Here is a 24,501-nt window from a genome sequence, read left to right on the forward strand (position 1 = left end):
TCATCCGGTCGCGCCCCCTTCGTATCGCTCAGCGCACCCCGCGCACGCGGAGCTGGATCGAGATCCGGGGGCCGCTCACGGCGGCAGCCTTCGGGACGCTGTGGTCCCACGTGCGCTGGCACGAGCCGCCCATGACGACGAGGTCGCCGTGGCCGAGGGGCAGCCGGGTCGACGGGCCGCCGTCGCGCGGGCGCAGGGCGAGGACGCGCTGCGCGCCGAGGGAGATGATCGCGACCATCGTGTCCTGCTCGCGGCTGCGCCCGATGCGGTCGCCGTGCCAGGCGACGGAGTCGCGCCCGTCGCGGTAGAGGCACAGGCCCGCCGTGACGAAGTCTTCGCCCAGCTCGTCGCGGTAGTGCGCGCTGAGTGCGGTGCGCGCCTGCGCGACAAGGGGGTGGGGGAGCGGCTCGTGCTCGCCGTAGAACTTCGTCAGGCGGGGCACGTCGAGCACGCGGTCGTACATCTGGCGGCGCTCGGCGTGCCACGGGACCTCGCGCACGAGGTCGTCGAGCACCGTGTCACCCCCGCTCACCCAGCCCGGGTGCAGGTCGACCCACGCCCCCCGGTCCAGCGTCGTGCGGCGCGGGTCGACCGGGGCGAGGGTCGGCCGCTCCGCGTCGTCGAAGAGGCTGGGCTGCAGCGCGCTCACGAGACGAGGATAGCAAGTGCCTCGAACAGGTGTTCGAGGTGCTTGCGCGACCCCTTCCCGGTGCGGGTGGTCTCGAGGCTCGGGCGCTGAGCGCCCTCGCACCTCGACCAGCGACGAGGTGCGGCGCGGCGGCGGGCGTCGTCGGGGGCTCGTAGGACAATGGACGCATGCCCCTGTACCGAGACACCGGTGTCGTGCTGCGCACGCACAAGCTCGGCGAGGCCGACCGCATCATCACGATGCTCACCCGCGGTCGCGGCAAGGTCCGGGCGGTGGCGAAGGGGGTCCGCCGCACGAAGTCCCGCTTCGGCGCCCGCCTCGAGCCGGGCATGCACGTCGACGTCCAGTGCTACGAGGGTCGCAACCTCGACACCGTGACCCAGGCGGTCGGCGTCGACTCGTGGGGCCACACCCTGGCCAGCCGCTACTCGGACTGGACCGCGGCCGCCGCGATCCTCGAGACCGCCGACCGGCTCACGGAGGAGCACGAGGTCTCCGTCCAGCAGTACCACCTGCTGTGCGGGGCGCTGCGCACCCTCACGTCCGGCGAGCACGACTCCTCGCTCGTCCTCGACGCCTACCTCCTGCGCGCCCTCGCCGTCGCGGGCTGGGCGCCGAGCCTGCACGACTGCGCCCGGTGCGGCGCCGACGGCCCGCACCGCGCCTTCCAGATCGCCGCGGGCGGCTCGGTCTGCTCGCAGTGCCGCACGCCGGGCGCGAGCGCTCCCGCGCCGGCGACGACGGCGCTCATGGCCTCGCTCCTCGCCGGTGACTGGGCCCACGCCGACGCCTCCCCGATGCCGGCGCGGCGCGAGTCGAGCGGCCTGACCGCCGCCTTCCTCCAGTGGCACCTCGAGCGGGGCGTGCGCTCGCTCGGCCTGGTCGACCGCACCCCCAGCCCCCGAGGGCGCCCGCCCTCGACGACCCGATGACGAGGACGCGATGACGACGAGACGGTACGAGACCCCCTTCGCGCACCCCACCGGGGTCACCGCGCCGCCGGTCCCGGCCGAGCTCGTGCCCGGTCACGTCGCCGTCGTCATGGACGGCAACGGCCGGTGGGCCAACGAGCGCGGGCTGCCCCGCACGAAGGGGCACGAGGCCGGCGAGGGCGCGCTGCTCGACGTCGTCGCCGGGGCGCTGGAGATCGGGGTGACCCACCTCTCGGCCTATGCCTTCTCGACGGAGAACTGGCGCCGCTCGCCCGACGAGGTGCGCTTCCTCATGGGCTTCAACCGCGACGTCATCCGGCGCCGCCGCGACCAGCTGCACGCGTGGGGCGTGCGGATGCGCTGGGTCGGCCGGCGCCCACGGCTGTGGGCCTCGGTCATCAAGGAGCTCGAGATCGCCCAGGAGATGACGAAGGACAACGACGCGATGACGTTGTACTTCTGCGTCAACTACGGGGGCAGGGCCGAGATCGCCGATGCCGTGCAGCGCATCGCGGAGGACGTGCGTCGTGGCCGGCTCAAGGGCAACGGCATCGATGAGCGCACCATCGCGCGCTACCTGCCCGAGCCGGGGATGCCCGACGTCGATCTCTTCGTGCGGTCCAGCGGCGAGCAGCGCACGAGCAACTTCCTGCTGTGGCAGAGCGCGTACGCCGAGATGGTCTTCCAGGACACGCTGTGGCCCGACTACGACCGCCGCCACCTGTGGCAGGCGATCGAGACCTACGCCCGGCGCGACCGGCGCTACGGGGGAGCGGTGGACGCGGTCGACGGATGAGCGAAGGGGTCAGCCGCGCGAGCAGTCCGCGCAGCGCCCGAAGATCTCCAGCGTGTGCTCGACCTGGGTGAAGCCGTGCTCGGCGGAGACCCGGTCGGCCCAGCGCTCCACCGTCGGCCCCTCGACCTCGACGGCCCGACCGCACTCACGGCACACGAGGTGGTGGTGGTGCCCGGTGCTGCACCGGCGGTAGAGGGACTCGCCCTCGTCGGTGCGCACGACGTCGACGTCGCCGTCGACGGCCATCGCCTGCAGGGCGCGGTAGACGGTCGCGAGGCCCACCCGCTCGCCGGCGGTCGACAGCCGGGTGTGCAGCTCCTGCGCGGACTCGAAGGCCTGCGAGCGCGACAGCGCCTCGGCGACGGCGACCCGCTGCCGGGTCGGCCTGCGTGCTGGTGTGCTCATCGTGCCCCTTCGTGGTCGCGGGCGTCGTCACCGCGGTGGTCGTGCTCGTGGTCGCCGTGCTCGTGCCAGTGGTCGCCGTGCGCGGCGTGACGGTGCCCGTCGTGGACGTAGTCGACGTGGTCGCCGTGCAGCACCTGCTCGTGGCCGCACTCGTCCCAGTGCACGTGCTCGTGCGGGTGCCCGGCAGGAGCCGCCCGGCGCCGTCGCAGGGTGCGCGCCGCCGCGCCGCCGGCCGCGGCGAGGACGAAGATCGCGATGAGCAGGAGGACGATCGTGCCACCGGAGGGGGTGTCCGCGTAGAAGCTCGCGACGACCCCGCCGACGCTCGTCCCGATGCCGATGACGACGGCCCACCGCAGGGCCCCGCGGAAGCTGCGCCCGAGCTGCTGACCGGCCGCGTTGGGCAGGATCATCAGCGCGCTGATGAGCAGCAGGCCGACGACGCGCATCGAGACGACGACGGTGAGGGCGGTGAGCGCGGCGAGCAGGACGTTGGTGCCGACGACCGGCAGGCCGACGGCCCGTGCGTACTCCTCGTCCTGCGCCACGGCGAAGAAGCGGCCGCGCAGCACCGTCGTCACGAGGACGACGACGGCGGAGAGCACGGCGAAGGCGACGAGGTCGGCGCGCGAGACCGTGTTGATCGCGCCGAAGAGGTAGCCGTTGAGGTTGACCGGGGCACCCGCCGGCGCACGCGCGATGAGCACGACGCCGGCGGCGATGCCGCCGTAGAACATCACGGCGAGCGCGAGGTCGCCGCCCGTGCGCGCGTACGAGCGCAGCAGCTCGATGAGCACCGCCGCGACGAGGGCGACGACGAGCGCGGTCCACACGGGGGAGGTCGAGGTGACCACGCCGACCCCGACACCGGCCAGGGCCATGTGGCCCAGGCCGTCGCCGATGAGCGACATGCGCCGCTGGACGAGGAAGACCCCGACGAGCGGCGCGGCAGCGCCGACGAGCAGCGCCGCGAGCAGCGCGTTGCGCATGAAGTCCAGGGAGAGCAGGTCGCTCATGCACGCCTCCTGGGGGCGATGATCTCGCCGGTGAGCGAGGGGTCGGGCTCGTGGTCGAGCTCGTCGTCGTGGTGGTGGTGCACGTGGCCGAGGTCGTCGAGCGCCGAGGGTGGCCCGTCGTAGGCGATCGCGCCGTCGCGCACGACGACGGCCCGGGTGACGAGGTCGCGCAGGGCGTCGAGCTCGTGCGTGACGACGACGAGGGTCGCGCCCCGCTCGACGAGGCGTCGCAGCACGGCGGCGAGCACCCGCTGGTTGCCGACGTCGACGCCGGCGGTCGGCTCGTCGAGGACGAAGAGCTCGGGTCCGGCGGCGAGAGCCCGGGCGATGAGCACCCGGCGCTGCTGGCCGCCCGAGAGGGTCGAGACCTCGTGGGTGCGCTGCTCGCCGAGACCGACGACCTCGATCGCCTCGCGGACGGCCGTGCGGTGCTCGGGAGCCAGGGCCCGCCACGGCGCCCACCACGGCACGCGGGGGACACGGCCGGTCGCGACGATCTCCTCGACGGTCGCCGAGACGGTCGAGGCGAGGGTGTGGCGCTGCGGGACGTACCCGACCCGCGTGCGCTCCTCGAGGTGCTCGCGCGGGGTGCCGAAGAGGTCGACGGTCCCGCGGCTGGTCTCGGCGAGCCCGAGCAGGCCCTTGACGACGGTCGACTTGCCCGACCCGTTGGGCCCGAGCACGGCGACGACCTCGCCGCGCTCCACGACGAGGTCGACGCCGGTGACGACGGTGCGCTCGGAGTACCCGAAGGAGGCCGCGTGCACCCGGATCACCGGGGTGGGCTCTGCTGAGCTCATGAGCAGGACTGGCCCTTCTCCAAGGTCGTGAGGTTGGCCTCCATGATGCCGAAGTAGTCCTGCGCGGACGACTCGTCGGTCACCCCTTCGATCGGGTCGAGGACCATGACCTGCGCGTCGGCCTCCTTCGCGATGGTCTCGGCGACGTCCTTGGGCACGAGGGTCTCGGCGTAGACGGTCGGCACGTCGTGCTCGCGGATGTGCTCGACGACGTCCTTCATCGCCTGCGCGCTGGGCTCGGTCTCGGGGGTGAGCCCGGTGATCGACTCCTGGGTCAGGCCGTACGCGTCGGCGAGGTAGCCGAAGGCGGCGTGCGAGGTGACGAGGTCGGTCGTCTGGCAGTCCTTGAGGCCCTCGCGGAAGGAGGCGTCGAGCGAGTCGAGCCGGGTGCGCATGTCCTTGGCGTTCTGCTCGTACTCCGCGGCGTGGTCGGGGTCTACCCGGCCGAGCTCGCCGGCGATCGCGTCGGCGACGTCCGCGTAGCGCTGCGGGTCGAGCCAGAAGTGGGGGTCCTGGGAGCCGTGGTCGTGGCCCGCGTGCTCCTCCGCGGACTCGCCGCCGTGGTCGTGGCCGTCGTCGGTGGCGGCGAGGTCGAGCCGGGCGGCCTTCGTCACGTCGAAGGCGGTGCCGTCGGCCTCGGTGATCGCGTCGTCGACGGCGGGCTGGAAGTCGGCGAGGTAGACCACCGAGTCGGCCTGGGCCACCGACAGCACGTCCTTCGGGCTGAGCTCGAGGTCGTGCGGCTCGGCGCCGGGGCGGGTGAGGTTGGTCGCCTCGACGCGGTCGCCGCCGACCTGCTGCACGGCGTACTGGAGGGGGTAGAAGGAGGTGACCACCTCGAGGCGGTCACCCCCGCCCGCGGCGTCGTCGGAGCCGTCGCTGCCGCAGGCGGCGAGGGCGAGGAGGGGGGCGACGAGGAGGGCGGTGCGCTTCATGACAACCATTCTCATCTCAACTGAGAACGGTTGTCAAAATCGGCGGGTCAGCGCGGGACGGCCCGCACGACGGTGATCGCCAGGCACAAGACGATGACCGCGAGGCGGAGCATCTTCTCCGACGGCGTGAGGCGCGGCCAGCTGATGGCGAGCACCCAGACGAGGACGAGCACCGCGAGGGCGAGGAAGACCCAGCCCCAGCCGGGCACGACCGCACCGAGCAGGACGAGGGCGAAGACGCCGAGGACGGGCACGACCGGCGGCAGCCCCGACACCCATCGGACGAGGGGCGCGGTGGCGCGGGCGACGGCGGTGTCCCGCGGGACCTCGGGGGACGGCTGGGACGGGCTCACCCGACGATCGTAGGCGGTGGTCGGCACCCCCTTCGCGGCCGGATAGCCTTGCGCCATGGCCAAGCAGACCTCCACCGTCGACACCGTCGTCTCGCTGTGCAAGCGGCGGGGATTCGTCTTCCCCTGCGGCGAGATCTACGGCGGCACCCGCTCCGCGTGGGACTACGGTCCCCTCGGCGTCGAGCTCAAGGAGAACATCAAGCGCCAGTGGTGGCGCTCGATGGTCACCGGTCGTGACGACGTCGTCGGCCTCGACTCCTCGATCATCCTGCCGCGCGAGACCTGGGTCGCCTCCGGGCACGTCGGCACCTTCACCGACCCGCTCGTCGAGTGCCTGAGCTGCCACAAGCGCCGTCGTCAGGACCACCTGCAGGAGGCCGTGGCCGAGAAGGCCGCGAAGAAGGGCCAGGAGCTCGACCCGGACGACGTGCCGATGTCCGAGGTCGTCTGCCCCGACTGCGGCACCCGTGGCCAGTGGACCGAGGCGCGCGAGTTCAACATGATGCTCAAGACCTACCTCGGCGTCATCGAGGACGAGTCCGGGCTGCACTACCTGCGCCCCGAGACCGCGCAGGGCATCTTCATCAACTTCCTCAACGTCCTCGGCACGTCGCGCAAGAAGCCCCCCTTCGGCATCGCGCAGACCGGCAAGTCCTTCCGCAACGAGATCACGCCGGGCAACTTCATCTTCCGCACGCGCGAGTTCGAGCAGATGGAGATGGAGTTCTTCGTCAAGCCCGGCGAGGACGAGGACTGGCACCAGTACTGGATCGACGAGCGCACCCGCTGGTACACCGACCTCGGCATCAAGCCCGAGAACCTGCGCCACTACGAGCACGCGCAGGAGAAGCTCTCGCACTACTCCAAGCGCACCGTCGACATCGAGTACCGCTTCGGCTTCAGCGGTAACGAGTGGGGCGAGCTCGAGGGCATCGCCAACCGCACCGACTTCGACCTCAAGAGCCACAGCGAGCACTCGGGCACCGACCTCGTCTACTTCGACCAGGCCACCGGCGAGAAGTACACGCCGTACGTCATCGAGCCGGCGGCGGGCCTGTCGCGCTCGCTCATGACCTTCCTCGTCGACGCCTACGCCGAGGACGAGGCGCCCAACGCCAAGGGCGGGGTCGACACCCGCACCGTGCTGCGCCTCGACCACCGGCTCGCGCCGGTCAAGGCAGCGGTGCTCCCGCTCTCGCGCAACGCCGACCTCTCGCCCAAGGCCCGTGACCTCGCCGCCCAGCTGCGCCGCAGCTGGAACGTCGACTTCGACGACGCCCAGGCGATCGGCAAGCGCTACCGCCGCCAGGACGAGATCGGCACGCCGTACTGCATCACCGTCGACTTCGACACCCTCGAGGACGACGCGGTGACGATCCGCGAGCGCGACTCGATGCGCCAGGAGCGGGTGAGCATCGACCAGGTCGAGTCCTGGCTCGCCCCCAAGCTCCTCGGCTGCTGAGCCGCACCGCACGACAGCCAGCGCCCCCGGCTACCAGGCCGGGGGCGCTGCGTCGTCTCAGAGGAGCTCCCAGACCACCTCGACCTGGACGGTGAGGTCCTGCTCGCCGGCGTAGAGGGCGAAGGCCCTGCCGGTGCTCGCGTCGGCGCTGCTGAGCGACTGCGCCTCGAAGACGCCCCGGTCACCGCGGGGCTCGACGATCTTCGTGGCCCTCCCGAGCCGGCGCCCGGACGCCTTCGCGTACTGCTCGGCGGTCGCGCGCGAGTCGGCCATCGCCTCGTCGCGCGCCTCCTTCGTCGCCTGCGTCTCGTCGCTCACCGCGAGCCGGATCCCGCCGACGCGCAGCGCCCTGCCGGCGTCCTTCGTCGCCGCGGTGATGGCGTCGCCGGCGTCCTCGAGGGCGACCTCGACCCGCACCGACTGCGTGACGGAGTAGCCCGTCGGCTCGGGCGCCTGCCCCTTGACCCGGCGGTAGGTCGGGCGCATCTGGGCGCCGGTGGTCCGCACGTCCTCGCGGGCGACGCCCTGGTCGACGAGGGCGTCGACGGCCGTCGACAGCTCGGCGCTCGAGCGGCTCAGCGCGTCGTCGAGGCCCTCGGCCCGGGTCGTCACCGACAGGTCGAAGTGGACCTCGTCGGGCACGACGCTCGTGCTCCCCGAGCCACGGATGGTGATCGTCTCGCTGCTCGCCGGGCCTGCCGGGTCCGGCTCGTCGGCCTGCGCGCTGCTCGTGCCGACGACGTAGGCGAGCGCGAGCCCGACCACGACGGCGAGCGTCACGACCGCCCCGCGCATGCTGCTGGAGATCCCGCTCATCTGCCCCACCCCGATCCTCGTGCGACGGCCCGTGCCGTCGACCTCGGGGCTAGGACGCGGCGGGGGAGCGGGTGGTTCCCTCACTCAGGCGCCGGTGGCGACGGGCCGCTCGGGGTCGGAGACCCACTCGCTCCACGAGCCGATGTACGGCACGGCGGTCACCCCGATCTCGGCGAGGGCGAGCGCCGTGTGCGCCGCGGTGACGCCCGAGCCGCAGTACGTGCCGACGGGTGTCGCGTCGGAGGCGTGCAGCCCGAGGGCGTGCAGCCGCTCCCGCAGCTCCTCCGGCGGGAGCAGCCGGCCGTCCGGGCGCACCAGCTCGCCCATGGGCAGGTTCGTCGCCCCGGGGACGTGCCCGGCGACCGGGTCGATCGGCTCGCTCTCGCCGCGGAAGCGCTCGGGCGTGCGGGCGTCGAGGAGCAGACCCTCCTGCGCGACCCGGGCGGCGCCGTCGGCGTCGAGGACCGGCAGGCTCCCGGGGCGCACGACGACGTCACCCGGCTCGACCGGGTCCGGCTCGGTGCTCACCGGCAGCCCGGCGTCGCGCCACGCGGACAGACCGCCGTCGAGCACGCGGACGTCCTCGACGCCTGCCCAGCGCAGCACCCACCACGCCCGGGCGGCCGACAGCGAGGTGCGCTGGTCGTAGACGACGACGGTGCTCTCGGCGCGCACACCCGCGGCTCGCAGGCCCTCCTGGAGCACCTCCGGGTCGGGCAGGGGGTGCCGTCCACCCGCGCCGGGCGGGCCGGCGAGGACGGAGTCGAGGTCGACCGGCGCCGCCCCGGGCAGGTGACCGGCGGCGTAGAGCTGGGCGCTCGGCGTGCCGCCCAGCTCGTACTGCACGTCGAGCACGACGACGTCGGGGCGCTGACGCATCGCGTCGAGGGCAGCAGGGGTGAGCAGCGTGCTCATGAGGGTCCTCCGGGGGTCGGTGTCGGGCCGGCCACGGGCACCTCGTGCTCGTAGTCGTCGTAGGAGCGGGGGTCCTCGCGCGGCTCGATGTGGGTCGAGACCCGCAGGTCGGGGTACTCCGCCCGCAGCGCGTCCTCGACCTCCTCGACGAGGTCGTGGGCCCGGCGCACGTCCCACGCCCCGGGCACGAGGACGTGCACCTCGGCGAAGGAGGTGTGGCCGGCCACCCGCGTGCGCAGGCCGTGGAAGTGGACCTCGTCGTCGGCCCACCGCGAGAGCAGCTCGGCGAGCCGGACGTTGGCGGACTCGTCCATCGTGTGGTCCATGAGCCCGCTCGTCGACTCGTCGAGCAGCCCCCACCCCGCCCACAGGATGTTGGCCGCGACGAGCAGCGCGACGACGGGGTCGAGCCAGTCGACGCCGGTGAGCCACACGAGCGCGACGCCGACGACGACCCCGACGGAGGTGACGACGTCGGTGAGCAGGTGCCGGCCGTCGGCGGTGAGGGTGATCGAGCGGTGCCGGCGACCGGCCCGCAGGAGCACGACGGCGACGAGCCCGTTGACGACCGACGCACCGACCGAGATGGCCAGACCGATGCCGACGTCCTCCACCGGCCGGGGGTCGAGCAGTCGCAGCACCGACTGCCAGATGATGACGAGCGCGGCGACGGCGATCATCGCGCCCTCGAGAGCGGCGGAGAGGTACTCCGCCTTCGCGTGGCCGAAGTGGTGGCCCGCGTCGGCGGGGGCCGCCGCGACGCGCAGGGCGACGAGCGCGCCGACGGCGGCGACGAGGTTGACGACCGACTCGGCGGCGTCCGAGAGCAGACCGACGGAGTCGGTGACGAGCCAGGCGGTGGTCTTCATCCCGATCGTCACCAGGGCGGCGGCGATGGCCAGCCAGGCGAAGCGGGTCAGACGGGCCCGGTCGACCCGGGCGGGCGGTGCGGCGGTCGTCACCCGGCCATCCTCGCGCACGGGGCCCGACCTGCGGCCCCGCAGCCGCCGGTCGCGCGGGTAGCGTCCGCCCCATGAGCCGGCACCACGACGTCGTCGTCCTCGGGGGAGGGAACGCCGGCATCTCGCTGGCCGCCCGGCTGCGCCGGGTCGGCTGCCGAGACGTCCGCGTCGTCGCCCCCTCCGCGACCCACCTCTACCGACCGATGCTCAACTACGTCGGCGGCGGTCAGGCGCGCCTCGACGAGCTCACCCTGACGACGCACGCCGTCATGCCCTCGGGCGTGCAGTGGCTGCGCGACCGGGCGGTCGCCGTGCATCCCGACCTCCACGAGGTCGAGACGGCGAAGGGGGAGCGCGTCGGCTACACCGACCTCGTCGTCGCGACCGGGCTCGAGGAGGACCTCGGCGCGGTCGAGGGTCTCGAGACGGCTCTCGCGTCGGGCTGGGCGAGCACCCCGCACCTCGAAGAACGGGCCGAGCGCACCTGGGAGGCGCTGCGCCCCCTTCGCCGCGGCAGGGTCGTGCTGAGCATCCCGCCCGAGCCGGCGCCGTGCGGTGGCACGGCGCTCAAACCCCTCTTCCTCGCGGCCGACCACTGGCGGCGCGAAGGGGTCCTCGGCGACGTCGAGATCCATCTCGCCACCCCCTTCGCGTCGGTCCTCGACCTCCCCTTCGTCGACGGCACGCTCACCACCCGGCTCGAGCGGCTGGGCGTCCAGGTGCACCACGACGCCCGGGTCGCGTCGCTCGACGGCGCCACCCGCGAGGTCGTCGTCGCGTCCGGCGGGGGCACGACGACGATCGCGGACGTCGACCACGCCGTCGTCGTCCCGCACTACCGGGGGCCGTCCTGGCTGGCCGGTCTCGCCGGTGGCGAGCACGGGCTCGTCGACGTCGACCCCGAGACGATGGCGCACCGCAGCGCACCGGACGTGTGGTCCCTCGGTGACGTCGCCGACCTGCGCACCCGCCCGTCCGGGGGAGCGCTGCGCCGGCAGGTCGACGTCCTCGCCGACAACATCGCCCGTCGCCGTCTCGGCGAGCCGTTGCGCCGCTACGACGGCTACACGATCATCCCGATCACCACCGACCGGCGCCGGCTGCTCCTCGCCGAGATGGACCGCGACGGCACCCCTCAGCCCACCGTGCGCCGACCCGATCTCACCGTCCCGAGGACCTGGCTGTGGGTCTTCGACCGCTACCTCGAGCCGAGGGTCTACCGCTACGCCCTGCTGCGCGGCCGCGTCTGAGGCCGGACCGAGATCGGACCGGCTGCGCGGGCGCAGGTGCAGGGTCCATCCTGGCGACGAGAGGTCGCGCCGCACGAGGGCGGACGGGAGGTCGGTGCCATGGGTGGGCCGTCGCGAGACGAGCAGGAGTTCGTCAGCTGGGCGCGCTCCAGCGTGGCCGGGCTGCTGCGGGAGGCCGGCCACGGCCGGGTCGACGAGGAGCAGGCCCGCGTCGACGTGCACGAGGCCCTCGTCCTCGTGGCCGTGCGCTGGGGCGTGCTGCGCCACGAGGAGCCCCTCGCGTACGCGCGGCGCGCCATGCACCGGCACCGGACCCACCCGGGCTCGCGGACGACGCCCCCTCCCGCCACGTCCGACCTCGACGCCCTCGTCGACAGCGCGTGGCGCACCGCGACGACCCGTCGTCGGGCCGGGCGGCGCCGCGGGGCGGTCGTCGCGGCGGCCGTCGTCGCCGTGCTCGGCGTCGGCTTCGCCCTCGGGCCCGACGCGGCGGTCGAGCCCGTGCCGGCACCGACGTCGACCTCCGAGGGCCCGGGCCGCCCGGTCGTGCTCGGCGGCGCCCAGGTCGACCGGCTCGTCCCGGCCGAGCAGCTGGGCGACCTGCCGCGGCACCCCGACCCGGGCAGCCTGGGCCTCGGGGCGACGCTGGGCTGGACCGCGGGCGCCGACATCTCCGGGCTGCCGCAGGGCGGGCTCTCGCAGCCGGTGCGCGCCGTGGCCCTGCGCCGCGTGCAGGGTCGTCACCGGGCCCACCTCGTGCTGCGCCTCACGGGCACGCCGACGCCCTACGTCGAGGTCGAGGAGCTGCTGACCAGCCAGGTCGTCGGGGAGCCGCTCGTGCTCACCGGCGACATGATCCACCCCGACCGCGACCGGGTCGCCGTGCCCCAGCCGGGTCGGGTGGTCGTCGTGGACGTCGCCCGCGGGCGCACCCAGGAGATCCCGGTGCCCGACGACCGGCTGAGCAGCCTCGGGTGGGCCGGCAACGGCGACATCATCGTGCGCGGGGAGTCGACGTGGCGGATCACCGGCTCGCGCGTGCTCCGGGCAGATCCCCAGGTCAGCCCGGCCCCCGAGGTGCTCGTGCTGCGTCCCGACGGCCGGCTCGAGCGCTCCTCCTACGCCGGCACGGGCGACCTCGTCGGCGGCGAGACGATGCCGGGCCCGGTCGGCGGTGTGCACGGCGAGACGGTGAGCGACATCGCCGGGTGGTCGGCGGCCGGCATCTGGCTGCCGCAGTGGGCCACCGCCCAGCTCGACGGCAGCTACCAGGGCGTCTACGCCGTGCAGGTCGACGCCTCGCCCCGTCCGCGGGTGCTCGCCGCGGCCGACGACAGCACCGTCATGGGCGGCCTCGTCCCGCTCGACTGGGGCCCGGCCGACCAGCTGCTCCTCCTCTCGCGCTCCGCCCTGGGCACCTGGGTCCTCGTGTGGGACGTCCACACCGGCACGACGTGGCGGGTCACCGAGGTCCTCGGGCAGCCACCGCCGGGGTCGCAGCCGGCGGTGGGGGAGATGGTCGGCTCGCCGGTGCTGTGAGCCGGCGGGGCGGGGCTGTCCGCCGGTGGTGGGACACTGGGGTGGTCATGAGCGCTCCCACCACCACCTCGCCCCGCACCGCGCCGCCCGCGACGCAGGCCGCGTCGCCGGTGCTGCCACCCCTTCGCCTCGGCCGGCACACGATCACCTCGCCGGTGGTCCTCGCGCCGATGGCCGGCATCACCAACGTCGCCTTCCGCCGGCTGTGCCGGCGCTACGGCGCGGCCGGTCACGTCGCCGGCGGGGCCGACGGGGCGAGCAGCCTGTACGTCAACGAGATGGTCACCTCGCGCGCGGTCGTCGAGCGCTCGCCCGAGACGATGCGGCTGCTCGAGCACGACCCGGACGAGCACCCGCGCAGCGTCCAGCTCTACAGCGTCGACCCCGGGGCCACCCGGCTGGCCGCCCGGATCATCGCCACGGAGGACCGGGCCGACCACATCGACCTCAACTTCGGGTGCCCGGTGCCGAAGGTGACGCGCAAGGGCGGGGGAGCGGCGCTGCCGTGGAAGCGCGACCTCTTCCGCTCCATCGTCGCCGCCGCCGTCGAGGAGGGCTCGCGCCGCGACATCCCGGTGACGGTGAAGATGCGCAAGGGCATCGACGACGAGCACCTCACCTACCTCGAGGCCGCGCAGATCGCCGTCGACGAGGGCGTCGCGGCGATCTCGCTGCACGGCCGCACCGCGTCCCAGGCGTACTCCGGCCAGGCCGACTGGTCGGCGATCCGACTGCTCAAGGAGACCATCACCCAGGTCCCGGTCCTCGGCAACGGCGACATCTGGTCGGCCGACGACGCCCTGCGGATGGTCCGCCAGACCGGCTGCGACGGCGTCGTCGTCGGCCGCGGCTGTCTGGGCCGGCCGTGGCTCTTCACCGACCTCGCGGCCGCCTTCGCCGGCTCGGACGCCCGCGTCCGACCGACCCTCGGCGAGGTCGCGGCGACGCTGCGCCTGCACGCCGAGCACCTCGTCGACTTCTACGACGGCGACGAGCTGCGCGGCTGCCGCGACATCCGCAAGCACATCGCCTGGTACCTCAAGGGCTTCCCGGCCGGCTCGCGCGTGCGCAACCAGCTCGCGCTCGTCGACTCGCTCACCGCGCTCGACGACCTCATCGCGACGCTCGACCCGGACGTGCCCTGGCCCGCCGAGGCCGCCGACGGGCCCCGGGGCCGCGCCGGCTCCCCGCGCACCGTCGCCCTCCCGGAGGGCTGGCTGCGCAGCCGCGAGCTCGACGCCGACCAGGCCGCCCAGGTCTCTCAGGCCGAGCTGTCGGTGAGCGGCGGCTGAGATGACGTCGGGGGCGAAGGGGGCGCCCGGCCGCCCCGGGGGGACGCCGGAGCGACCGGCGACCTACTTCGCCGACGCGGCCGAGCTGCGCGCGTGGTTCGAGGAGCACCACGACAGCGCGAGCGAGCTGTGGATGGGGCTGCGCGGCAAGCACGTCCCCGACCGCGGCATCACCTGGGCGGAGGCGGTGCCGGTCGCCCTGTGCTTCGGGTGGATCGACAGCGTGAGCGAGCGGGTCGACGAGGACTCGCGGCGCCAGCGCTGGACGCCCCGTCGCGCGGGCAGCACGTGGAGCGCGGTCAACGTCGCTCACGTCGAGCGGCTGCGCGAGCAGGGGCTGATGACGCCGGCGGGCGAGGCGGCCTTCGAGCGGCGGCGCGAGGACCGCACGGCGATCTACACCTACGAGGTCGAGGCCGGTGAGCTGCCGCAGGGATACGCGGCCCGTCTCGAGGCAGAGCCCCGTGCCCGGGCCTTCTGGGCCGAGGCGACGCCGGGGTACCGCAAGCAGGCCACCCACTGGGTGCTCGGCGCGAAGCAGGAGGCCACCCGCGAGCGGCGGATGGGCGAGCTCGTCGCCGACTGCGCCGCCGGACGGCTCGTCCGCACGCAGCGCTACGGCGCCGAGCCCGCCTGGGTGCGCCGGGCCCGAGCCGCCCAGGACGGCGCCTGAGGTCTAGGTCGTCCTCGACGTGTCGACGTCGTCACGGGGGTCCCACCCCTGCATCCAGCGCGAACCGCCGGTCGGGACCTGGCGGGGCTCGTGGATACGCAACGACCCGCTCTCCAGGCCGTGGCGGTCGCCGAGGGTGGGCAGCACCTCGGCGACGAAGCGTTCCGGGTCCGAGGGGACGACGAGCGCCGCGGGCCGGCCGGACCGCGTGCCCAGGGCGACGACCCAGCCGCCGGAGTAGCGCTCGACGTCGAGGTGGTAGTCCTCGGCGTTGCGCTCGACGGTGACGAGGGGTGCCTCGTGCCGAGGCCCGACGGCGACGAGCCCCGCGCGGTCCTGGTCGACCTGGTCATGGCGACGCGCGAGCTCGTCGCGGGGCAGGACGGCGGTCAGCGGGTAGACGACGCGCTCCTCGCTCGGGTGCCACCTGCTCGTGAGCGGCAGCTGGACGACGACGAGGACGTGCTCCTGCACCGACGTGGCGACGTCGAGGCGCACGCCGTCGTCACGGGTGCCGAGGATCAGCAGGTGCGCGCTCGCCACGGCGCCGGCCCGGCGCATCTCTCGACGCCAGCGCATGAGCGGCCAGGTCGGCAGCAAGACCGCCGCCGCCAGTCCGAGCAGGACGAGGGCGAGGACGGGGTCCGAGAGCACGAGCAGGCAGAGCAGCAGCGCGAGCCCGCCGATCACCCAGCCCATGACGGACAACGCCATGGCGGGACCCGCGAGCCCCGGGAAGGGATCGGCGACCGGGATCCCGCGGCCGCGCTGCCCGGCGCGGCTCGCGGCCCAGCGCACGGCGTACCGCGCCTCGGCGAGGGTGATGACGTGCCGCCACACCGAGGTGACCCACAGCAGCAGCACGCCGACCGCGAGCGGCGCCAGCAGGGCGAGGACGGCGCCGCGGAGCACCTCCGGCGACGTCTGCGCCTCGAGGGCCTCGAAGGGGTCGTCGACCCCCGTGTCCTGCCGGGCGACGAAGCCGGCGACGAGCAGGGCGAGGAGCACGACGAGGGTGAGCGCTCCCATGAGGTTGCGGACCCGGGCGATGCGGGCGCCCCACCGCTCGGCGGGCAGCCCGTCGGGGTGGTCTCGATGCCGGTCGGCGACGAGGTCGAGCCCGTCCTGCACGCTGTGCTCGGTGACCTGCGGGCGCGTCGCGAGGAGGGCACGAGCCGCCGAGTCGGGGCCGGAGGCGCCGAGGAGCACGTCGACGGCGTCGGCGCCGAGCCACCGTCGTACCCGCACGGCGGCGGTCAGCTGCTCGGCATCGGTCGTCGCGTCGTCGGGGGTGGCAGGTGGCGGCTCGTCCGGGGTCGTCACAGACGCAACCCTAGGGCGGGGTCCTGCCGGACATAGGCTCGCCCCGTGACCTATGCCGAGGCCGATCGTGAGCGCTGGGTGGCCGAGGACCCCGTGCACAAGCGCGCCGATCGCGACGACTTCGCGCGCGACCGGGGGCGGCTCATCCACTCCGCCGCCCTGCGCCGGCTCGCGGCGAAGACCCAGGTCGTCCAGCCGGCGAGCGACGACTTCGTGCGCAACCGGCTGACCCACACCCTCGAGGTCGCTCAGATCGGCCGGGAGTTCGGCGGGGCGCTGGGCTGCAACGCCGACGTCGTCGAGGTGGCCTGCCTCGCGCACGACCTCGGGCATCCCCCCTTCGGCCACAACGGGGAGAGCGCGCTCGACGCGATCGCCGCGGGCATCGGCGGCTTCGAGGGCAACGCGCAGACGCTGCGGATCCTCACCCGGCTCGAGGCCAAGCGCGTCCACCCCGACGGCCGGCCCGCCGGTCTCAACCTCACCCGCGCGAGCCTCGACGCCGCGACGAAGTACCCCTGGACCCGCGACGACGGCCCGCGCCCCGGACCGAAGTACGGCGCGTACGGCGACGACGTCGCGGCCTTCGGCTGGGTGCGCCATGAAGCCGCGCCACGGGTGCGCTGCCTCGAGGCCGACGTCATGGACTGGTCGGACGACGTCGCCTACTCCGTGCACGACGTAGAGGACGCCGTCGCCTCCGGCCAGCTGGACCCCGCGGCCCTGCGCGACACCGACCGCTCGGACTCGGTCCTCGCCGCCGCCCACGGCGAGTACGCCGCGGACCTGCCGGCGCACGAGGTCGAGGCCGCGCTCGCCCGGCTCACCGACCAGGGGCTCGTGCCCCTGCACTTCGACGGCAGCCGCGAGGCGCTCGCCCGGCTCAAGGACATGACCTCGCGCCTCGTCGGCCGCTTCGTCCAGGCCGCCGAGGAGGCCACCCGCGAGCGCTACGGGCCCGGCCCGCTCACCCGCTACGCGGCCTCGCTCGTCGTGCCCGACGACAGCCGCGCCGAGGTCGCGGTGCTCAAGGGGATGGCCGCCCACTTCGTCATGCACGCGAGCGAGCGCGCCGACGTCTACGTGCGCCAGCGGGTCGTCGTCGGCGACCTCGTCGAGTGGTTCGCCGCCGACCCACGAAGCCGTCTCGACCCCGACCTTCGCGCCGACCACGCGGCCGCGGCAGACGACGCGGCACGGCTGCGGGTCGTCGTCGACCAGGTGGCCGGGCTCACGGACGTCCGCGCGCTCGCCCTCCACGCCCGGCTCTGAGCGCCCCCTTCGCCGCGGCAGGGGTGCCGCTCAGGACGGCGTCCGGGGAACCCGTCCGTGCCCGGGACGACGGACCCGGCCCAGGACACCCGCCCATGACCGAGACGTGTCCCGGCCGATGGCCGACTTCCCGGTCGGCCGCCGTGATCCCGGCCCGAGCGCGGGACTCAGGTCATCGCGGCCCGGTCGTCACCTCCGTGCGCCGAGGTCGGCTCTGAGCGCCCCCTTCGCCGCGGCACCTAGACTCACCTCGACCGCAGGAGGTGCACGCGTGGCAGGCAGGATCAGGGCCGAGGACGTCACGGCCGTCAAGGAGCGCTCGTCGATCACCGACGTCGTCCGCGAGCACGTGACGCTGCGCCCCGCCGGGGTCGGCGCGATGAAGGGGCTGTGCCCCTTCCACGACGAGAAGACCCCGTCCTTCACCGTGCGCGAGTCCGTCGGCAGCTATCACTGCTTCGGCTGCGGCGAAGGGGGAGACGTCCTCGACTTCGTGCAGAAGGTCGACCACCTCACCTTCACCGAGTCCGTCGAGCGGCTCGCCGGCAAGCTCGGCCTCGAGCTGCGCTACGAGGAGGGCGGTGCGCCGCGCCGCGGCGAGAGCATCGGCAAGCGCTCCCGGCTCATCGAGGCCAACCGCACGGCCGAGCAGTGGTACCAGCAGATGCTCGTCGACACGAGCGAAGGGCGAGCCGGTCGCGACTTCCTGCGCCAGCGCGGCTTCATGCGCCCCGACGCCGAGCGCTTCGGCATCGGCTACGCACCCCGCGGGGGCGAGGAGCTGACCCGCCACCTCCTCGGACGCGGCTTCACCGACGAGGAGCTCGTCGCCGCCGGCTTGAGCGGGCGGGGCTCGAGGGGCCTCTACGACCGCTTCCGCGGCCGTCTGCTGTGGCCGATCCGGGACACGACGGGCGACACCCTCGGCTTCGGCGCCCGGCGCCTCTTCGAGGACGACCGGATCAACGCGAAGTACCTCAACACCTCCGAGACGGCGATCTACAAGAAGAGCCAGGTGCTCTACGGGCTCGACCTCGCGAAGAAGGCGATCTCGACCGAGCGCAAGGCCGTCGTCGTCGAGGGCTACACCGACGTCATGGCGGCCCACCTCTCCGGGGTCGAGCAGGCCGTGGCGACGTGCGGCACCGCCTTCGGTGTCGACCACATCAAGATGCTCCGGCGGATCATGCGCGACGAGGCCGACATGTCGCCGGCGCGGGTGGTCTTCACCTTCGACGGCGACGCGGCGGGGCAGAAGGCCGCGATGAAGGCCTACGGCGAGGACCAGCGCTGGGCCAGCCAGTCCTTCGTCGCGGTCGCCCGTGAGGGCATGGACCCGTGCGACCTGCGGCTGCGCGACGGGGACGCCGCGGTGCGCGACCTCGTCGAGTCGGCGGTCCCGATGTTCGAGTTCGCGGTGCGCACGACGCTCGAGCGCTTCGACCTCACGACCGCCGAGGGTCGCGTGCGCGCGATGACGGCGGTCGCCCCGATCATCAACGCGATCCGCGACAGCGCGCTGCGCCCGGAGTACATCCGCACCGTCGCCGGATGGGTGGGCGTCGAGGTCGAGCAGATGCGCACCGCGACCCAGCGCGCCGGCCGTGTCTCGGCACAGCCGAGCACCGGGCCGAAGGAGCGCTCCGCACCCGCCGCTCCAGAGCCGAGCGCGGAGGCGATGGCCGGGCTGCCGGCGCCCGACCTGCGCGACCCCGTCGTCTTCGCCGAGCGCCAGCTCTTCCAGTCCGTGCTGCAGTACCCCTCCCTCTTCGCCGAGTCCGGCATCGAGGACTGGCAGCCCGAGGCGATCAGCGCCCCGGCGCACCGGGCCGTGCTCGACGCGATCCGTGAGGTCGGCCTGCGCCCGGACCTCTCGCTCGGCGGCTGGCACGCGCTGCTCGGCGAGGCCGCGTCGCTCACCGTGCGCGGGCTCATCGCCGAGCTCGCCGTCGCCCCCGTGCCCGTCGTCCTCGAGGCCTCGAGCGGGCTGCCGCCGCGGGCGTACACCGACTCGCTCGTCGCCCGGGTGCGGGAGCGCCAGGTGAGCCGCGAGATCGCCGACGGCATGGCGACGATGCGGCGCCTGGGCACCGACCCCAAGGCCGACCAGGCCGAGCTGCGCGCACTCTCGGTGCGCCTGCAGGACCTGGAGCGCCAGCGCGCAGCCATCCGTGATGGGCTGACCCGATGAGCATCCTGCGCCGACGTGACAAGCAGCCCCAGCCCGAGGGTCTCGAGCGGGGGGAGCGGGTCCTCGCCAGCGCGGCCCTCGCCGACGGCGGTGTGCTCGCCGTGACGACCTACCGGCTCGTCGTCGACGGCGAGCAGCCCGAGCGCTGCCCGTGGCACCTCGTCGACGGCGGCGGCTGGCGTCCCGAGCGCGACGAGATCTGGGCGAGCTTCGTCGACGGGCGTGAGCCGGGAGCCTGGGTGCTGCCGGACCCGGGCCCGGTGACGGACGCCTTCCGCGAGCGCGTCCAGGCCAGCGTCGTGCTCACCGAGCACGTCGGCGTCGACCGTCGCGACAAGGCCCGGGTCGTCCTGCGCAAGGACCTCGCGACGGGCGCGCTGAGCGTGCAGACCATCTACTCCGAGGGCGCCGACCCCGACCGGCCCGAGCTCAAGGAGCAGGTCGACGACGCCCTCGCCCGGCTCGCGGAGCACGTCGGCCTCGAGCGCTGACCGCCGTTTTCGTCGCTCGCGGTCTTCTTGCTATGGTGGCGCAGCGCTGAGGCGCGATCCCCTGTAGCTCAATTGGCAGAGCAATCGACTGTTAATCGATAGGTTGTTGGTTCGAGTCCAACCGGGGGAGCTCTTCATGACCAGGCCCGGACGCATCGCGTCCGGGCCTTCGTCGTGCCCCGGCCGGGTCAGCTCGAGGTGCTCGAGCCGGAGGGCGACGGGGTGGTCGGGGACGTGCAGGACCGCACCTGCGGCGGCCGGTAGGTCTGCCGGCCGATGACCTTCGCGCTCGGCAGGTTGCGGGCGACGGCCCGGCGCCACTCGCCCGAGGAGATCATCGTGCGCAGCCCCTCGCTCACCCGGTAGCACAGGGCCCTGTCGTCCTTGGCCAGCCCGATCCCGTAGGACTCCCGGCCGAAGGGGCGACCGGACAGCCGCAGGTCGCTCCCGTAGTCCTCCTCGAGGTACCCGGCGAGGATCGTCGTGTCGGACGTGACCGCCTTGACCTCGTCGTCGCGCAGCCGGTCGACGCAGGCGTCGACGCTCTTCTCCTCGACGATGTGCAGCCCGGTGTAGTCGCGCACGAGGCGCTGCGTCGCCGAGGAGCCCGCGGCGCCGCACACGGTGAAGCCCCGGAGCTCCTGCGGCGAGCGGATGCTGCTGCGGCGGGGGAGCAGGAGCTCCTGGTCGGTGACGAGGTAGGGCCCGGCGAAGCGGACCTGCTCGGCGCGCTGCGGCGTCATCGAGTAGCTGGAGACGACCATGTCGACCTGACCGGTCGCGAGGAGGGTCTCGCGCTGGTCGGGGATCGCCTGGACGAAGGTGATGCGCTCGGTGCCCATCTGCTGCGCGACGTAGCGGCTGACGTCGACGTCGAGACCGGAGTAGTCGTCGCCGTCCTTGACGCCGAGGCCGGGCTGGTCGAAGGAGATCGCGACGCGCAGGCGGTCGGGCGCCGGCGGCAGCCCGTCGCTCGAGGTCGTCGTGCCAGGGGTGGGGGTCGAGGTGCTCGGGGGCACGTCGACGGCCTGGCTGCACGCGCTCACCAGCAGCAGGGCCGGGACCGCGAGCGCAGCGGCGACTCGACGACCCCTGGGCATGGCCCTCATCCTCGCACCCCGCGTACGGGACGGCCTCCCCCTTCGCCCAGGTCAGGCGGGGTTGTGACCGCACCGTCACCCGTCGTCTCGAGCCCTGGGCACGGGTGCGGGGGCGCGGGCGTAGTCTCCTGCGCACCCGACCGAGGAGCAGCGATGCCCGACCGCCCGACCGAGCACGAGTCCCTCGCGGGGGCTGCCCGCCGGCCCTACTGGACCGACCCCGAGGTGCGGCCGGCGCCCGCACCGGGGGAGTCGCTCCGGGGCGAGGTGCGCTGCGACCTCGCGGTCGTCGGGGGCGGCTTCACCGGGCTGTGGGCGGCCCTGCAGGCCGCGGAGGCGGACCCGGGTCGGAGGGTCGTCGTGCTCGAAGGGGGACCGCTCGGCTTCGGCGCGTCGGGGCGCAACGGCGGCTTCGTCTCTCCCTCGCTCACCCACGGGCTGGCCCAGGGGGTCGGGTGCTGGCCCGACGAGATCGAGACCCTCGAGCGGATGGGGGCCGAGAACTTCGCGGGGCTGCAGGCCGACGTCGCCCGGTTGGGCATCGGCTGCGACCTCCACGTCCCGGGGGAGCTGACCCTGGCGCTCGACGAGCACCAGGTGGGCACGCTGCGCGGGGGCTACCAGCTGCACCGGCAGCACGGTGTCGACGTGACCTGGCTCGACGCCCGAGCGGCGCGTGAGCGCGTCGACTCGCCCTGCTACCGCGCCGGCATGCTCGACCCGACAGTGGGTCTCGTCGACCCGGCGCGGCTGCTGTGGGGCCTGGCCGCCGCGGCCCGGGAGCGCGGCGTCGAGGTCGTCGAGCGCAGCCCGGTGCGGGCGATGGTGCGCGACGGGTCGGGGATGCGGCTGCGCGGTGACGAGGGCTCGGTCCGCGCCGACCAGGTCGTCCTCGCGACCGGGGCGTACCCCGCGCTGCTGCGGCGGGTGGGCGCGTGGGTCATCCCCGTCTACGACCACGTCCTCATGACCGAGCCGCTCACCGGCGAGCAGCTGGCGGCCCTGCGGTGGCACGGGCGCGAGGGGCTCACCGACGCGGGCAACCAGTTCCACTACTACCGGCTCACCGCCGACGACCGCATCCTCTTCGGCGGGTACGACGCGAGCTATCACTACGGCGGCCGCATCGACGCCGAGCTCGAGCAGGGGGCGTCGCACGACCTGCTCGCGAGGCATCTGCTCGAGATCTTCCCCCAGCTGGAGGGAGTGCGGATCAGCCACCGGTGGGCCGGGGTCATCGACACGACCTCGCGCTTCACCCCGATCTTCGGGACCTCGCACGGCGGCCGCGTGGCGTACGCGATGGGGTACACCGGGCTGGGTGTCGCGTCCACGCGCTTCGGCGCGGCGGTGGCGCTCGACCTCCTCGCCGGTGCCGAGACCGAGCGCACCGGTCTGTCGATGGTGCGGGACAAGCCCATCCCCTTCCCGCCAGAGCCGCTGCGCTACGCGGCGGTCCAGGCGACCCGTGCGGCGATGGCCCGTGAGGACAGGACCGGGCGAAGGGGGCCGCTCCTGCGCGCGCTCGACGTCGCCGGGGTGGGCTTCGACTCCTGAGCGGTCGGGACGCAGCCAGCAGTCGTGACGTAGGGCGGCTGGGGCTTGAACCCAGGACCGACGGATTATGAGTCCGCTGCTCTGACCGACTGAGCTACCGCCCCGCACCGCGAGGCGGTGACGCGGGCAGGCTACCGCCCCCTTCGCCCCTGCCCGCGCATAGGTCGCCGGCCGACCGACAGCCTCCTGACAGGTCCGCCCGAGGTCGGGCCTACGTCGTGCGGCGAGCGTGGGATCTCCACATCCCCGACGGAAGGAGACACACATGCAGACGGAGAAGCTCATCGGGATCGGTGCGGCCGGTCTCGCCGCCCTCGGCCTCGGCGTCACCGGCGCCTCGTTCGCCTCGGCGGACGACAGCCCTTCGACCGGCTCGTCCAGCACGAGCTCGACCCAGGGTTCCGGCGACAGCCAGGGTCAGCAGGGCGCGAAGGGGGAGCGGCCCGCGCCGGTCGACGACGGCCGGGAGCTGAGCGCTGATGCCGCGAGCAAGGCGATCGCCGCCGCGCAGGGCAAGGAGGCGGACGCCGCGGTCAAGGGCGTGCACCTCGGTCGTGATGGCGGCTACGACGTCATGATGCTCCGCACGGACGGCACGATGGTCGAGGTCACGGTCGACGACTCTTTCACCGTGACCGGTGTCGAGGAGCGCGACGGTCGCGGCGGCCCGGGCGGCCACGGAGCACCCGGCCAGGCCCCTGGCTCCCAGGGCTCGAGCGGCGAGGACTCCGACGACGCCCAGCAGGAGGCGCCCTCGGCGCCTCAGGGCGAGCAGGACTCGTCGCCGAGCGCCAGCTCCACCGCGAGCTGACCTGCCGGCCGGGCCCGGGAGCCCCTGCCCCCGGGCCCGGTCCGCTCGCCCCGTCGTCCGGGCCGTGATCCCTTCGCCCCGGGCCGTGACGGGTGAGGCAGTCGTGACCCGTGCGACCTCGCACTACCAGAGTCATCAGAAGTGCCCGGTGCGGGGGGTGGTGCTCCTGGTGCCGATGGGGCATGATGAGCCCAAACAGACGGCTGCGGCCGTCTCATATCTATGCATCACCACCGCGCATCGAGCGCATCCATCTCCGAGCAGTGCCCTGGCCGTGGGGAAGACGTCCATCGCACACAAGGAGGAACGGATGTCGATCGCAACGCGTGGAGTGGTGTTCATCCACAGCACCCCGACGGCGCTCTGCCCCCACATCACGTGGGCGCTGGAGTCTGCTCTCGGGCGTGACGTGGCCCTCGAGTGGACCGAGCAGCCGCTGGGTCCCTCGCTTCGTCGTGCCGAGGTCTCCTGGACGGGTCTGCCGGGCACCGGCGCGGCCCTGGCCTCCGCCCTGCGCGGGTGGGAGGGCGTGCGCTACGAGGTGACCGAGGAGCCGAGCCCCGGTGTCGACGGGTCACGCTGGTCGCACACCCCGAGCCTGGGCATCCATCACGCGACGATCTCTGCCTCCGGCGACACCGTCATCCACGAGAACCGCCTCCGTGAGGTCCTCACCCTCGCCCAGGGCGCAGGGGAGGCCGTCGAGGACATGCTCGACGAGCTCCTCGGCAGCCAGTGGGACGCCGAGCTCGAGCCCTTCCGCCACGCCGGCGAGGGCGCGCCCGTGCGCTGGCTGCACAAGGTCGGCTGACCGCCTCCCACCCATGACGAAGGGGTGGGCCGCGGGTGCACCCCCCGGCGCACCCCCTCGCCCAGCCCTGAGTCACCCGCCCCAGTCACCTCGGGCAAGGACCTTCGACCTCGGGCAGGTAAAGTTGTTTGCCGGGGTGGAGCTTTGCCG

Annotated in this window: 24 protein-coding genes and 2 tRNA genes; 14 read left to right on the forward strand and 12 right to left on the reverse strand. The window is 73.8% G+C overall.

Annotation, left to right across the window (positions count from 1 at the left end):
• Positions 1–28: 28 nt before the first annotated feature.
• Complete coding sequence (locus ABIB53_RS09025) at positions 29–649, reverse strand: alpha-ketoglutarate-dependent dioxygenase AlkB (protein WP_502914629.1); 621 nt, start codon at positions 647–649, stop codon at positions 29–31.
• 167 nt (positions 650–816) lie between these two features.
• Between ABIB53_RS09025 and recO the strand changes: the two genes are divergently transcribed.
• Both recO and ABIB53_RS09035 read left to right on the forward strand, forming a co-directional pair.
• Positions 817–1,581, forward strand: coding sequence for a DNA repair protein RecO (gene recO / locus ABIB53_RS09030; RefSeq protein ID WP_354587915.1), 765 nt, complete (start codon positions 817–819; stop codon positions 1,579–1,581).
• A gap of 10 nt (positions 1,582–1,591) precedes the next feature.
• Complete coding sequence (locus ABIB53_RS09035) at positions 1,592–2,377, forward strand: isoprenyl transferase (RefSeq protein WP_068274039.1); 786 nt, start codon at positions 1,592–1,594, stop codon at positions 2,375–2,377.
• 9 nt (positions 2,378–2,386) lie between these two features.
• Here ABIB53_RS09035 and ABIB53_RS09040 read toward each other — a convergent pair whose 3' ends face one another.
• From ABIB53_RS09040 to ABIB53_RS09060, 5 genes are read right to left on the reverse strand one after another with little or no spacing between them, the layout of a single operon-like run.
• Positions 2,387–2,782 (reverse strand): Fur family transcriptional regulator, encoded by a 396-nt coding sequence (locus ABIB53_RS09040; RefSeq protein ID WP_354587916.1) that lies wholly within the window; start codon positions 2,780–2,782, stop codon positions 2,387–2,389.
• Positions 2,779–3,798, reverse strand: a complete 1,020-nt coding sequence (locus ABIB53_RS09045; RefSeq protein ID WP_123090835.1) for a metal ABC transporter permease — start codon at positions 3,796–3,798, stop codon at positions 2,779–2,781. Before ABIB53_RS09045 ends, ABIB53_RS09040 begins: the two co-directional genes overlap by 4 nt.
• Positions 3,795–4,598 (reverse strand): metal ABC transporter ATP-binding protein, encoded by an 804-nt coding sequence (locus tag ABIB53_RS09050; RefSeq protein ID WP_354587917.1) that lies wholly within the window; start codon positions 4,596–4,598, stop codon positions 3,795–3,797. The genes ABIB53_RS09045 and ABIB53_RS09050 overlap by 4 nt, the downstream gene beginning before the upstream one ends.
• Positions 4,595–5,533: a metal ABC transporter substrate-binding protein gene (locus ABIB53_RS09055; RefSeq protein WP_354587918.1), complete on the reverse strand. Its 939-nt coding sequence runs from the start codon at positions 5,531–5,533 to the stop codon at positions 4,595–4,597. Before ABIB53_RS09055 ends, ABIB53_RS09050 begins: the two co-directional genes overlap by 4 nt.
• 47 nt (positions 5,534–5,580) lie before the next feature.
• Positions 5,581–5,886 carry a hypothetical protein gene (locus ABIB53_RS09060; RefSeq protein WP_068274394.1) on the reverse strand — a complete coding sequence of 102 codons (306 nt, stop codon included), beginning with the start codon at positions 5,884–5,886 and terminating at the stop codon, positions 5,581–5,583.
• Between the two features lie 55 nt (positions 5,887–5,941).
• Here ABIB53_RS09060 and ABIB53_RS09065 point away from each other — a divergent pair, with 55 nt between their 5' ends.
• On the forward strand, positions 5,942–7,348 hold the full coding sequence (locus ABIB53_RS09065) for a glycine--tRNA ligase (protein WP_354587919.1): 1,407 nt from the start codon (positions 5,942–5,944) through the stop codon (positions 7,346–7,348).
• A 57-nt stretch (positions 7,349–7,405) separates the two neighbouring features.
• On the opposite strand, the gene ABIB53_RS09070 is transcribed toward ABIB53_RS09065, so the two are convergent.
• From ABIB53_RS09070 to ABIB53_RS09080, 3 genes are all read right to left on the reverse strand, one after another.
• Positions 7,406–8,164, reverse strand: a complete 759-nt coding sequence (locus ABIB53_RS09070; RefSeq protein WP_251719477.1) for an SIMPL domain-containing protein — start codon at positions 8,162–8,164, stop codon at positions 7,406–7,408.
• An 84-nt stretch (positions 8,165–8,248) separates the two neighbouring features.
• Complete coding sequence (locus ABIB53_RS09075; protein ID WP_251719478.1) at positions 8,249–9,079, reverse strand: sulfurtransferase; 831 nt, start codon at positions 9,077–9,079, stop codon at positions 8,249–8,251.
• Entirely contained in the window at positions 9,076–10,041 is a 966-nt protein-coding gene (locus ABIB53_RS09080; protein ID WP_354587920.1) for a cation diffusion facilitator family transporter, read from the reverse strand. Before ABIB53_RS09080 ends, ABIB53_RS09075 begins: the two co-directional genes overlap by 4 nt.
• A gap of 71 nt (positions 10,042–10,112) precedes the next feature.
• Here ABIB53_RS09080 and ABIB53_RS09085 point away from each other — a divergent pair, with 71 nt between their 5' ends.
• From ABIB53_RS09085 to ABIB53_RS09100, 4 genes are all read left to right on the forward strand, one after another.
• Positions 10,113–11,291 carry an NAD(P)/FAD-dependent oxidoreductase gene (locus tag ABIB53_RS09085; RefSeq protein WP_354587921.1) on the forward strand — a complete coding sequence of 393 codons (1,179 nt, stop codon included), beginning with the start codon at positions 10,113–10,115 and terminating at the stop codon, positions 11,289–11,291.
• 99 nt (positions 11,292–11,390) lie between these two features.
• Positions 11,391–12,830, forward strand: a complete 1,440-nt coding sequence (locus ABIB53_RS09090; RefSeq protein WP_354587922.1) for a hypothetical protein — start codon at positions 11,391–11,393, stop codon at positions 12,828–12,830.
• Positions 12,831–12,877: 47 nt separating this feature from the next.
• A complete protein-coding gene (dusB, locus tag ABIB53_RS09095; RefSeq protein ID WP_354587923.1) occupies positions 12,878–14,122 on the forward strand; it encodes a tRNA dihydrouridine synthase DusB in 1,245 nt (414 codons plus the stop codon).
• A 1-nt stretch (position 14,123) separates the two neighbouring features.
• On the forward strand, positions 14,124–14,795 hold the full coding sequence (locus tag ABIB53_RS09100) for a YdeI/OmpD-associated family protein (RefSeq protein WP_354587924.1): 672 nt from the start codon (positions 14,124–14,126) through the stop codon (positions 14,793–14,795).
• A gap of 3 nt (positions 14,796–14,798) precedes the next feature.
• Here the strand turns inward: ABIB53_RS09100 and ABIB53_RS09105 are convergent, their stop codons facing one another.
• Positions 14,799–16,118, reverse strand: a complete 1,320-nt coding sequence (locus tag ABIB53_RS09105; RefSeq protein WP_354587925.1) for a hypothetical protein — start codon at positions 16,116–16,118, stop codon at positions 14,799–14,801.
• Positions 16,119–16,163: 45 nt separating this feature from the next.
• On the opposite strand from ABIB53_RS09105, the gene ABIB53_RS09110 reads away from it, so the two are divergent.
• The 4 genes from ABIB53_RS09110 (at position 16,164) to ABIB53_RS09125 (ending at position 20,202) form a co-directional block, all read left to right on the forward strand.
• Complete coding sequence (locus tag ABIB53_RS09110; RefSeq protein WP_354587926.1) at positions 16,164–17,390, forward strand: deoxyguanosinetriphosphate triphosphohydrolase; 1,227 nt, start codon at positions 16,164–16,166, stop codon at positions 17,388–17,390.
• A 271-nt stretch (positions 17,391–17,661) separates the two neighbouring features.
• Positions 17,662–19,581 (forward strand): DNA primase, encoded by a 1,920-nt coding sequence (gene dnaG, locus ABIB53_RS09115; RefSeq protein ID WP_123090824.1) that lies wholly within the window; start codon positions 17,662–17,664, stop codon positions 19,579–19,581.
• A complete protein-coding gene (locus ABIB53_RS09120; RefSeq protein WP_201466411.1) occupies positions 19,578–20,072 on the forward strand; it encodes a hypothetical protein in 495 nt (164 codons plus the stop codon). Before dnaG ends, ABIB53_RS09120 begins: the two co-directional genes overlap by 4 nt.
• A 57-nt stretch (positions 20,073–20,129) precedes the next feature.
• A tRNA-Asn gene (locus ABIB53_RS09125) sits at positions 20,130–20,202 on the forward strand.
• 58 nt (positions 20,203–20,260) lie between these two features.
• Here ABIB53_RS09125 and ABIB53_RS09130 read toward each other — a convergent pair.
• The gene (locus ABIB53_RS09130; RefSeq protein WP_354587927.1) at positions 20,261–21,172 is read right to left on the reverse strand and encodes a transporter substrate-binding domain-containing protein; all 912 of its coding nucleotides are present in this window, start codon (positions 21,170–21,172) and stop codon (positions 20,261–20,263) included.
• A gap of 153 nt (positions 21,173–21,325) precedes the next feature.
• Between ABIB53_RS09130 and ABIB53_RS09135 the strand changes: the two genes are divergently transcribed.
• Positions 21,326–22,729, forward strand: a complete 1,404-nt coding sequence (locus ABIB53_RS09135; RefSeq protein WP_354587928.1) for an NAD(P)/FAD-dependent oxidoreductase — start codon at positions 21,326–21,328, stop codon at positions 22,727–22,729.
• A 30-nt stretch (positions 22,730–22,759) separates the two neighbouring features.
• On the opposite strand, the gene ABIB53_RS09140 is transcribed toward ABIB53_RS09135, so the two are convergent.
• Positions 22,760–22,833: transfer RNA gene (locus ABIB53_RS09140), tRNA-Ile, on the reverse strand.
• A gap of 161 nt (positions 22,834–22,994) precedes the next feature.
• Between ABIB53_RS09140 and ABIB53_RS09145 the strand changes: the two genes are divergently transcribed.
• Both ABIB53_RS09145 and ABIB53_RS09150 read left to right on the forward strand, forming a co-directional pair.
• Positions 22,995–23,540: a hypothetical protein gene (locus tag ABIB53_RS09145; protein WP_354587929.1), complete on the forward strand. Its 546-nt coding sequence runs from the start codon at positions 22,995–22,997 to the stop codon at positions 23,538–23,540.
• A 310-nt stretch (positions 23,541–23,850) separates the two neighbouring features.
• Entirely contained in the window at positions 23,851–24,351 is a 501-nt protein-coding gene (locus tag ABIB53_RS09150; protein WP_191564612.1) for a DUF3145 domain-containing protein, read from the forward strand.
• Positions 24,352–24,501 lie beyond the last annotated feature (150 nt).

The sequence above is a fragment of the Janibacter sp. UYMM211 genome (genome assembly GCF_040547045.1).
Taxonomy (GTDB): domain Bacteria; phylum Actinomycetota; class Actinomycetes; order Actinomycetales; family Dermatophilaceae; genus Marihabitans; species Marihabitans melonis.

What these genes read in the sequence shown, in the direction of transcription:
- recO (WP_354587915.1), top strand. Translation starts at nt 817, where the DNA reads ATGCCCCTGTACCGAGACACCGGTGTCGTGCTGCGCACGCACAAGCTC.
- ABIB53_RS09035 (WP_068274039.1), top strand. Translation starts at nt 1,592, where the DNA reads ATGACGACGAGACGGTACGAGACCCCCTTCGCGCACCCCACCGGGGTC.
- ABIB53_RS09040 (WP_354587916.1), bottom strand. Translation starts at nt 2,782, where the DNA reads ATGAGCACACCAGCACGCAGGCCGACCCGGCAGCGGGTCGCCGTCGCC.
- ABIB53_RS09045 (WP_123090835.1), bottom strand. Translation starts at nt 3,798, where the DNA reads ATGAGCGACCTGCTCTCCCTGGACTTCATGCGCAACGCGCTGCTCGCG.
- ABIB53_RS09050 (WP_354587917.1), bottom strand. Translation starts at nt 4,598, where the DNA reads ATGAGCTCAGCAGAGCCCACCCCGGTGATCCGGGTGCACGCGGCCTCC.
- ABIB53_RS09055 (WP_354587918.1), bottom strand. Translation starts at nt 5,533, where the DNA reads ATGAAGCGCACCGCCCTCCTCGTCGCCCCCCTCCTCGCCCTCGCCGCC.
- ABIB53_RS09065 (WP_354587919.1), top strand. Translation starts at nt 5,942, where the DNA reads ATGGCCAAGCAGACCTCCACCGTCGACACCGTCGTCTCGCTGTGCAAG.
- ABIB53_RS09070 (WP_251719477.1), bottom strand. Translation starts at nt 8,164, where the DNA reads ATGAGCGGGATCTCCAGCAGCATGCGCGGGGCGGTCGTGACGCTCGCC.
- ABIB53_RS09075 (WP_251719478.1), bottom strand. Translation starts at nt 9,079, where the DNA reads ATGAGCACGCTGCTCACCCCTGCTGCCCTCGACGCGATGCGTCAGCGC.
- ABIB53_RS09085 (WP_354587921.1), top strand. Translation starts at nt 10,113, where the DNA reads ATGAGCCGGCACCACGACGTCGTCGTCCTCGGGGGAGGGAACGCCGGC.
- ABIB53_RS09090 (WP_354587922.1), top strand. Translation starts at nt 11,391, where the DNA reads ATGGGTGGGCCGTCGCGAGACGAGCAGGAGTTCGTCAGCTGGGCGCGC.
- dusB (WP_354587923.1), top strand. Translation starts at nt 12,878, where the DNA reads ATGAGCGCTCCCACCACCACCTCGCCCCGCACCGCGCCGCCCGCGACG.
- ABIB53_RS09100 (WP_354587924.1), top strand. Translation starts at nt 14,124, where the DNA reads ATGACGTCGGGGGCGAAGGGGGCGCCCGGCCGCCCCGGGGGGACGCCG.
- ABIB53_RS09120 (WP_201466411.1), top strand. Translation starts at nt 19,578, where the DNA reads ATGAGCATCCTGCGCCGACGTGACAAGCAGCCCCAGCCCGAGGGTCTC.
- ABIB53_RS09130 (WP_354587927.1), bottom strand. Translation starts at nt 21,172, where the DNA reads ATGCCCAGGGGTCGTCGAGTCGCCGCTGCGCTCGCGGTCCCGGCCCTG.
- ABIB53_RS09135 (WP_354587928.1), top strand. Translation starts at nt 21,326, where the DNA reads ATGCCCGACCGCCCGACCGAGCACGAGTCCCTCGCGGGGGCTGCCCGC.
- ABIB53_RS09145 (WP_354587929.1), top strand. Translation starts at nt 22,995, where the DNA reads ATGCAGACGGAGAAGCTCATCGGGATCGGTGCGGCCGGTCTCGCCGCC.
- ABIB53_RS09150 (WP_191564612.1), top strand. Translation starts at nt 23,851, where the DNA reads ATGTCGATCGCAACGCGTGGAGTGGTGTTCATCCACAGCACCCCGACG.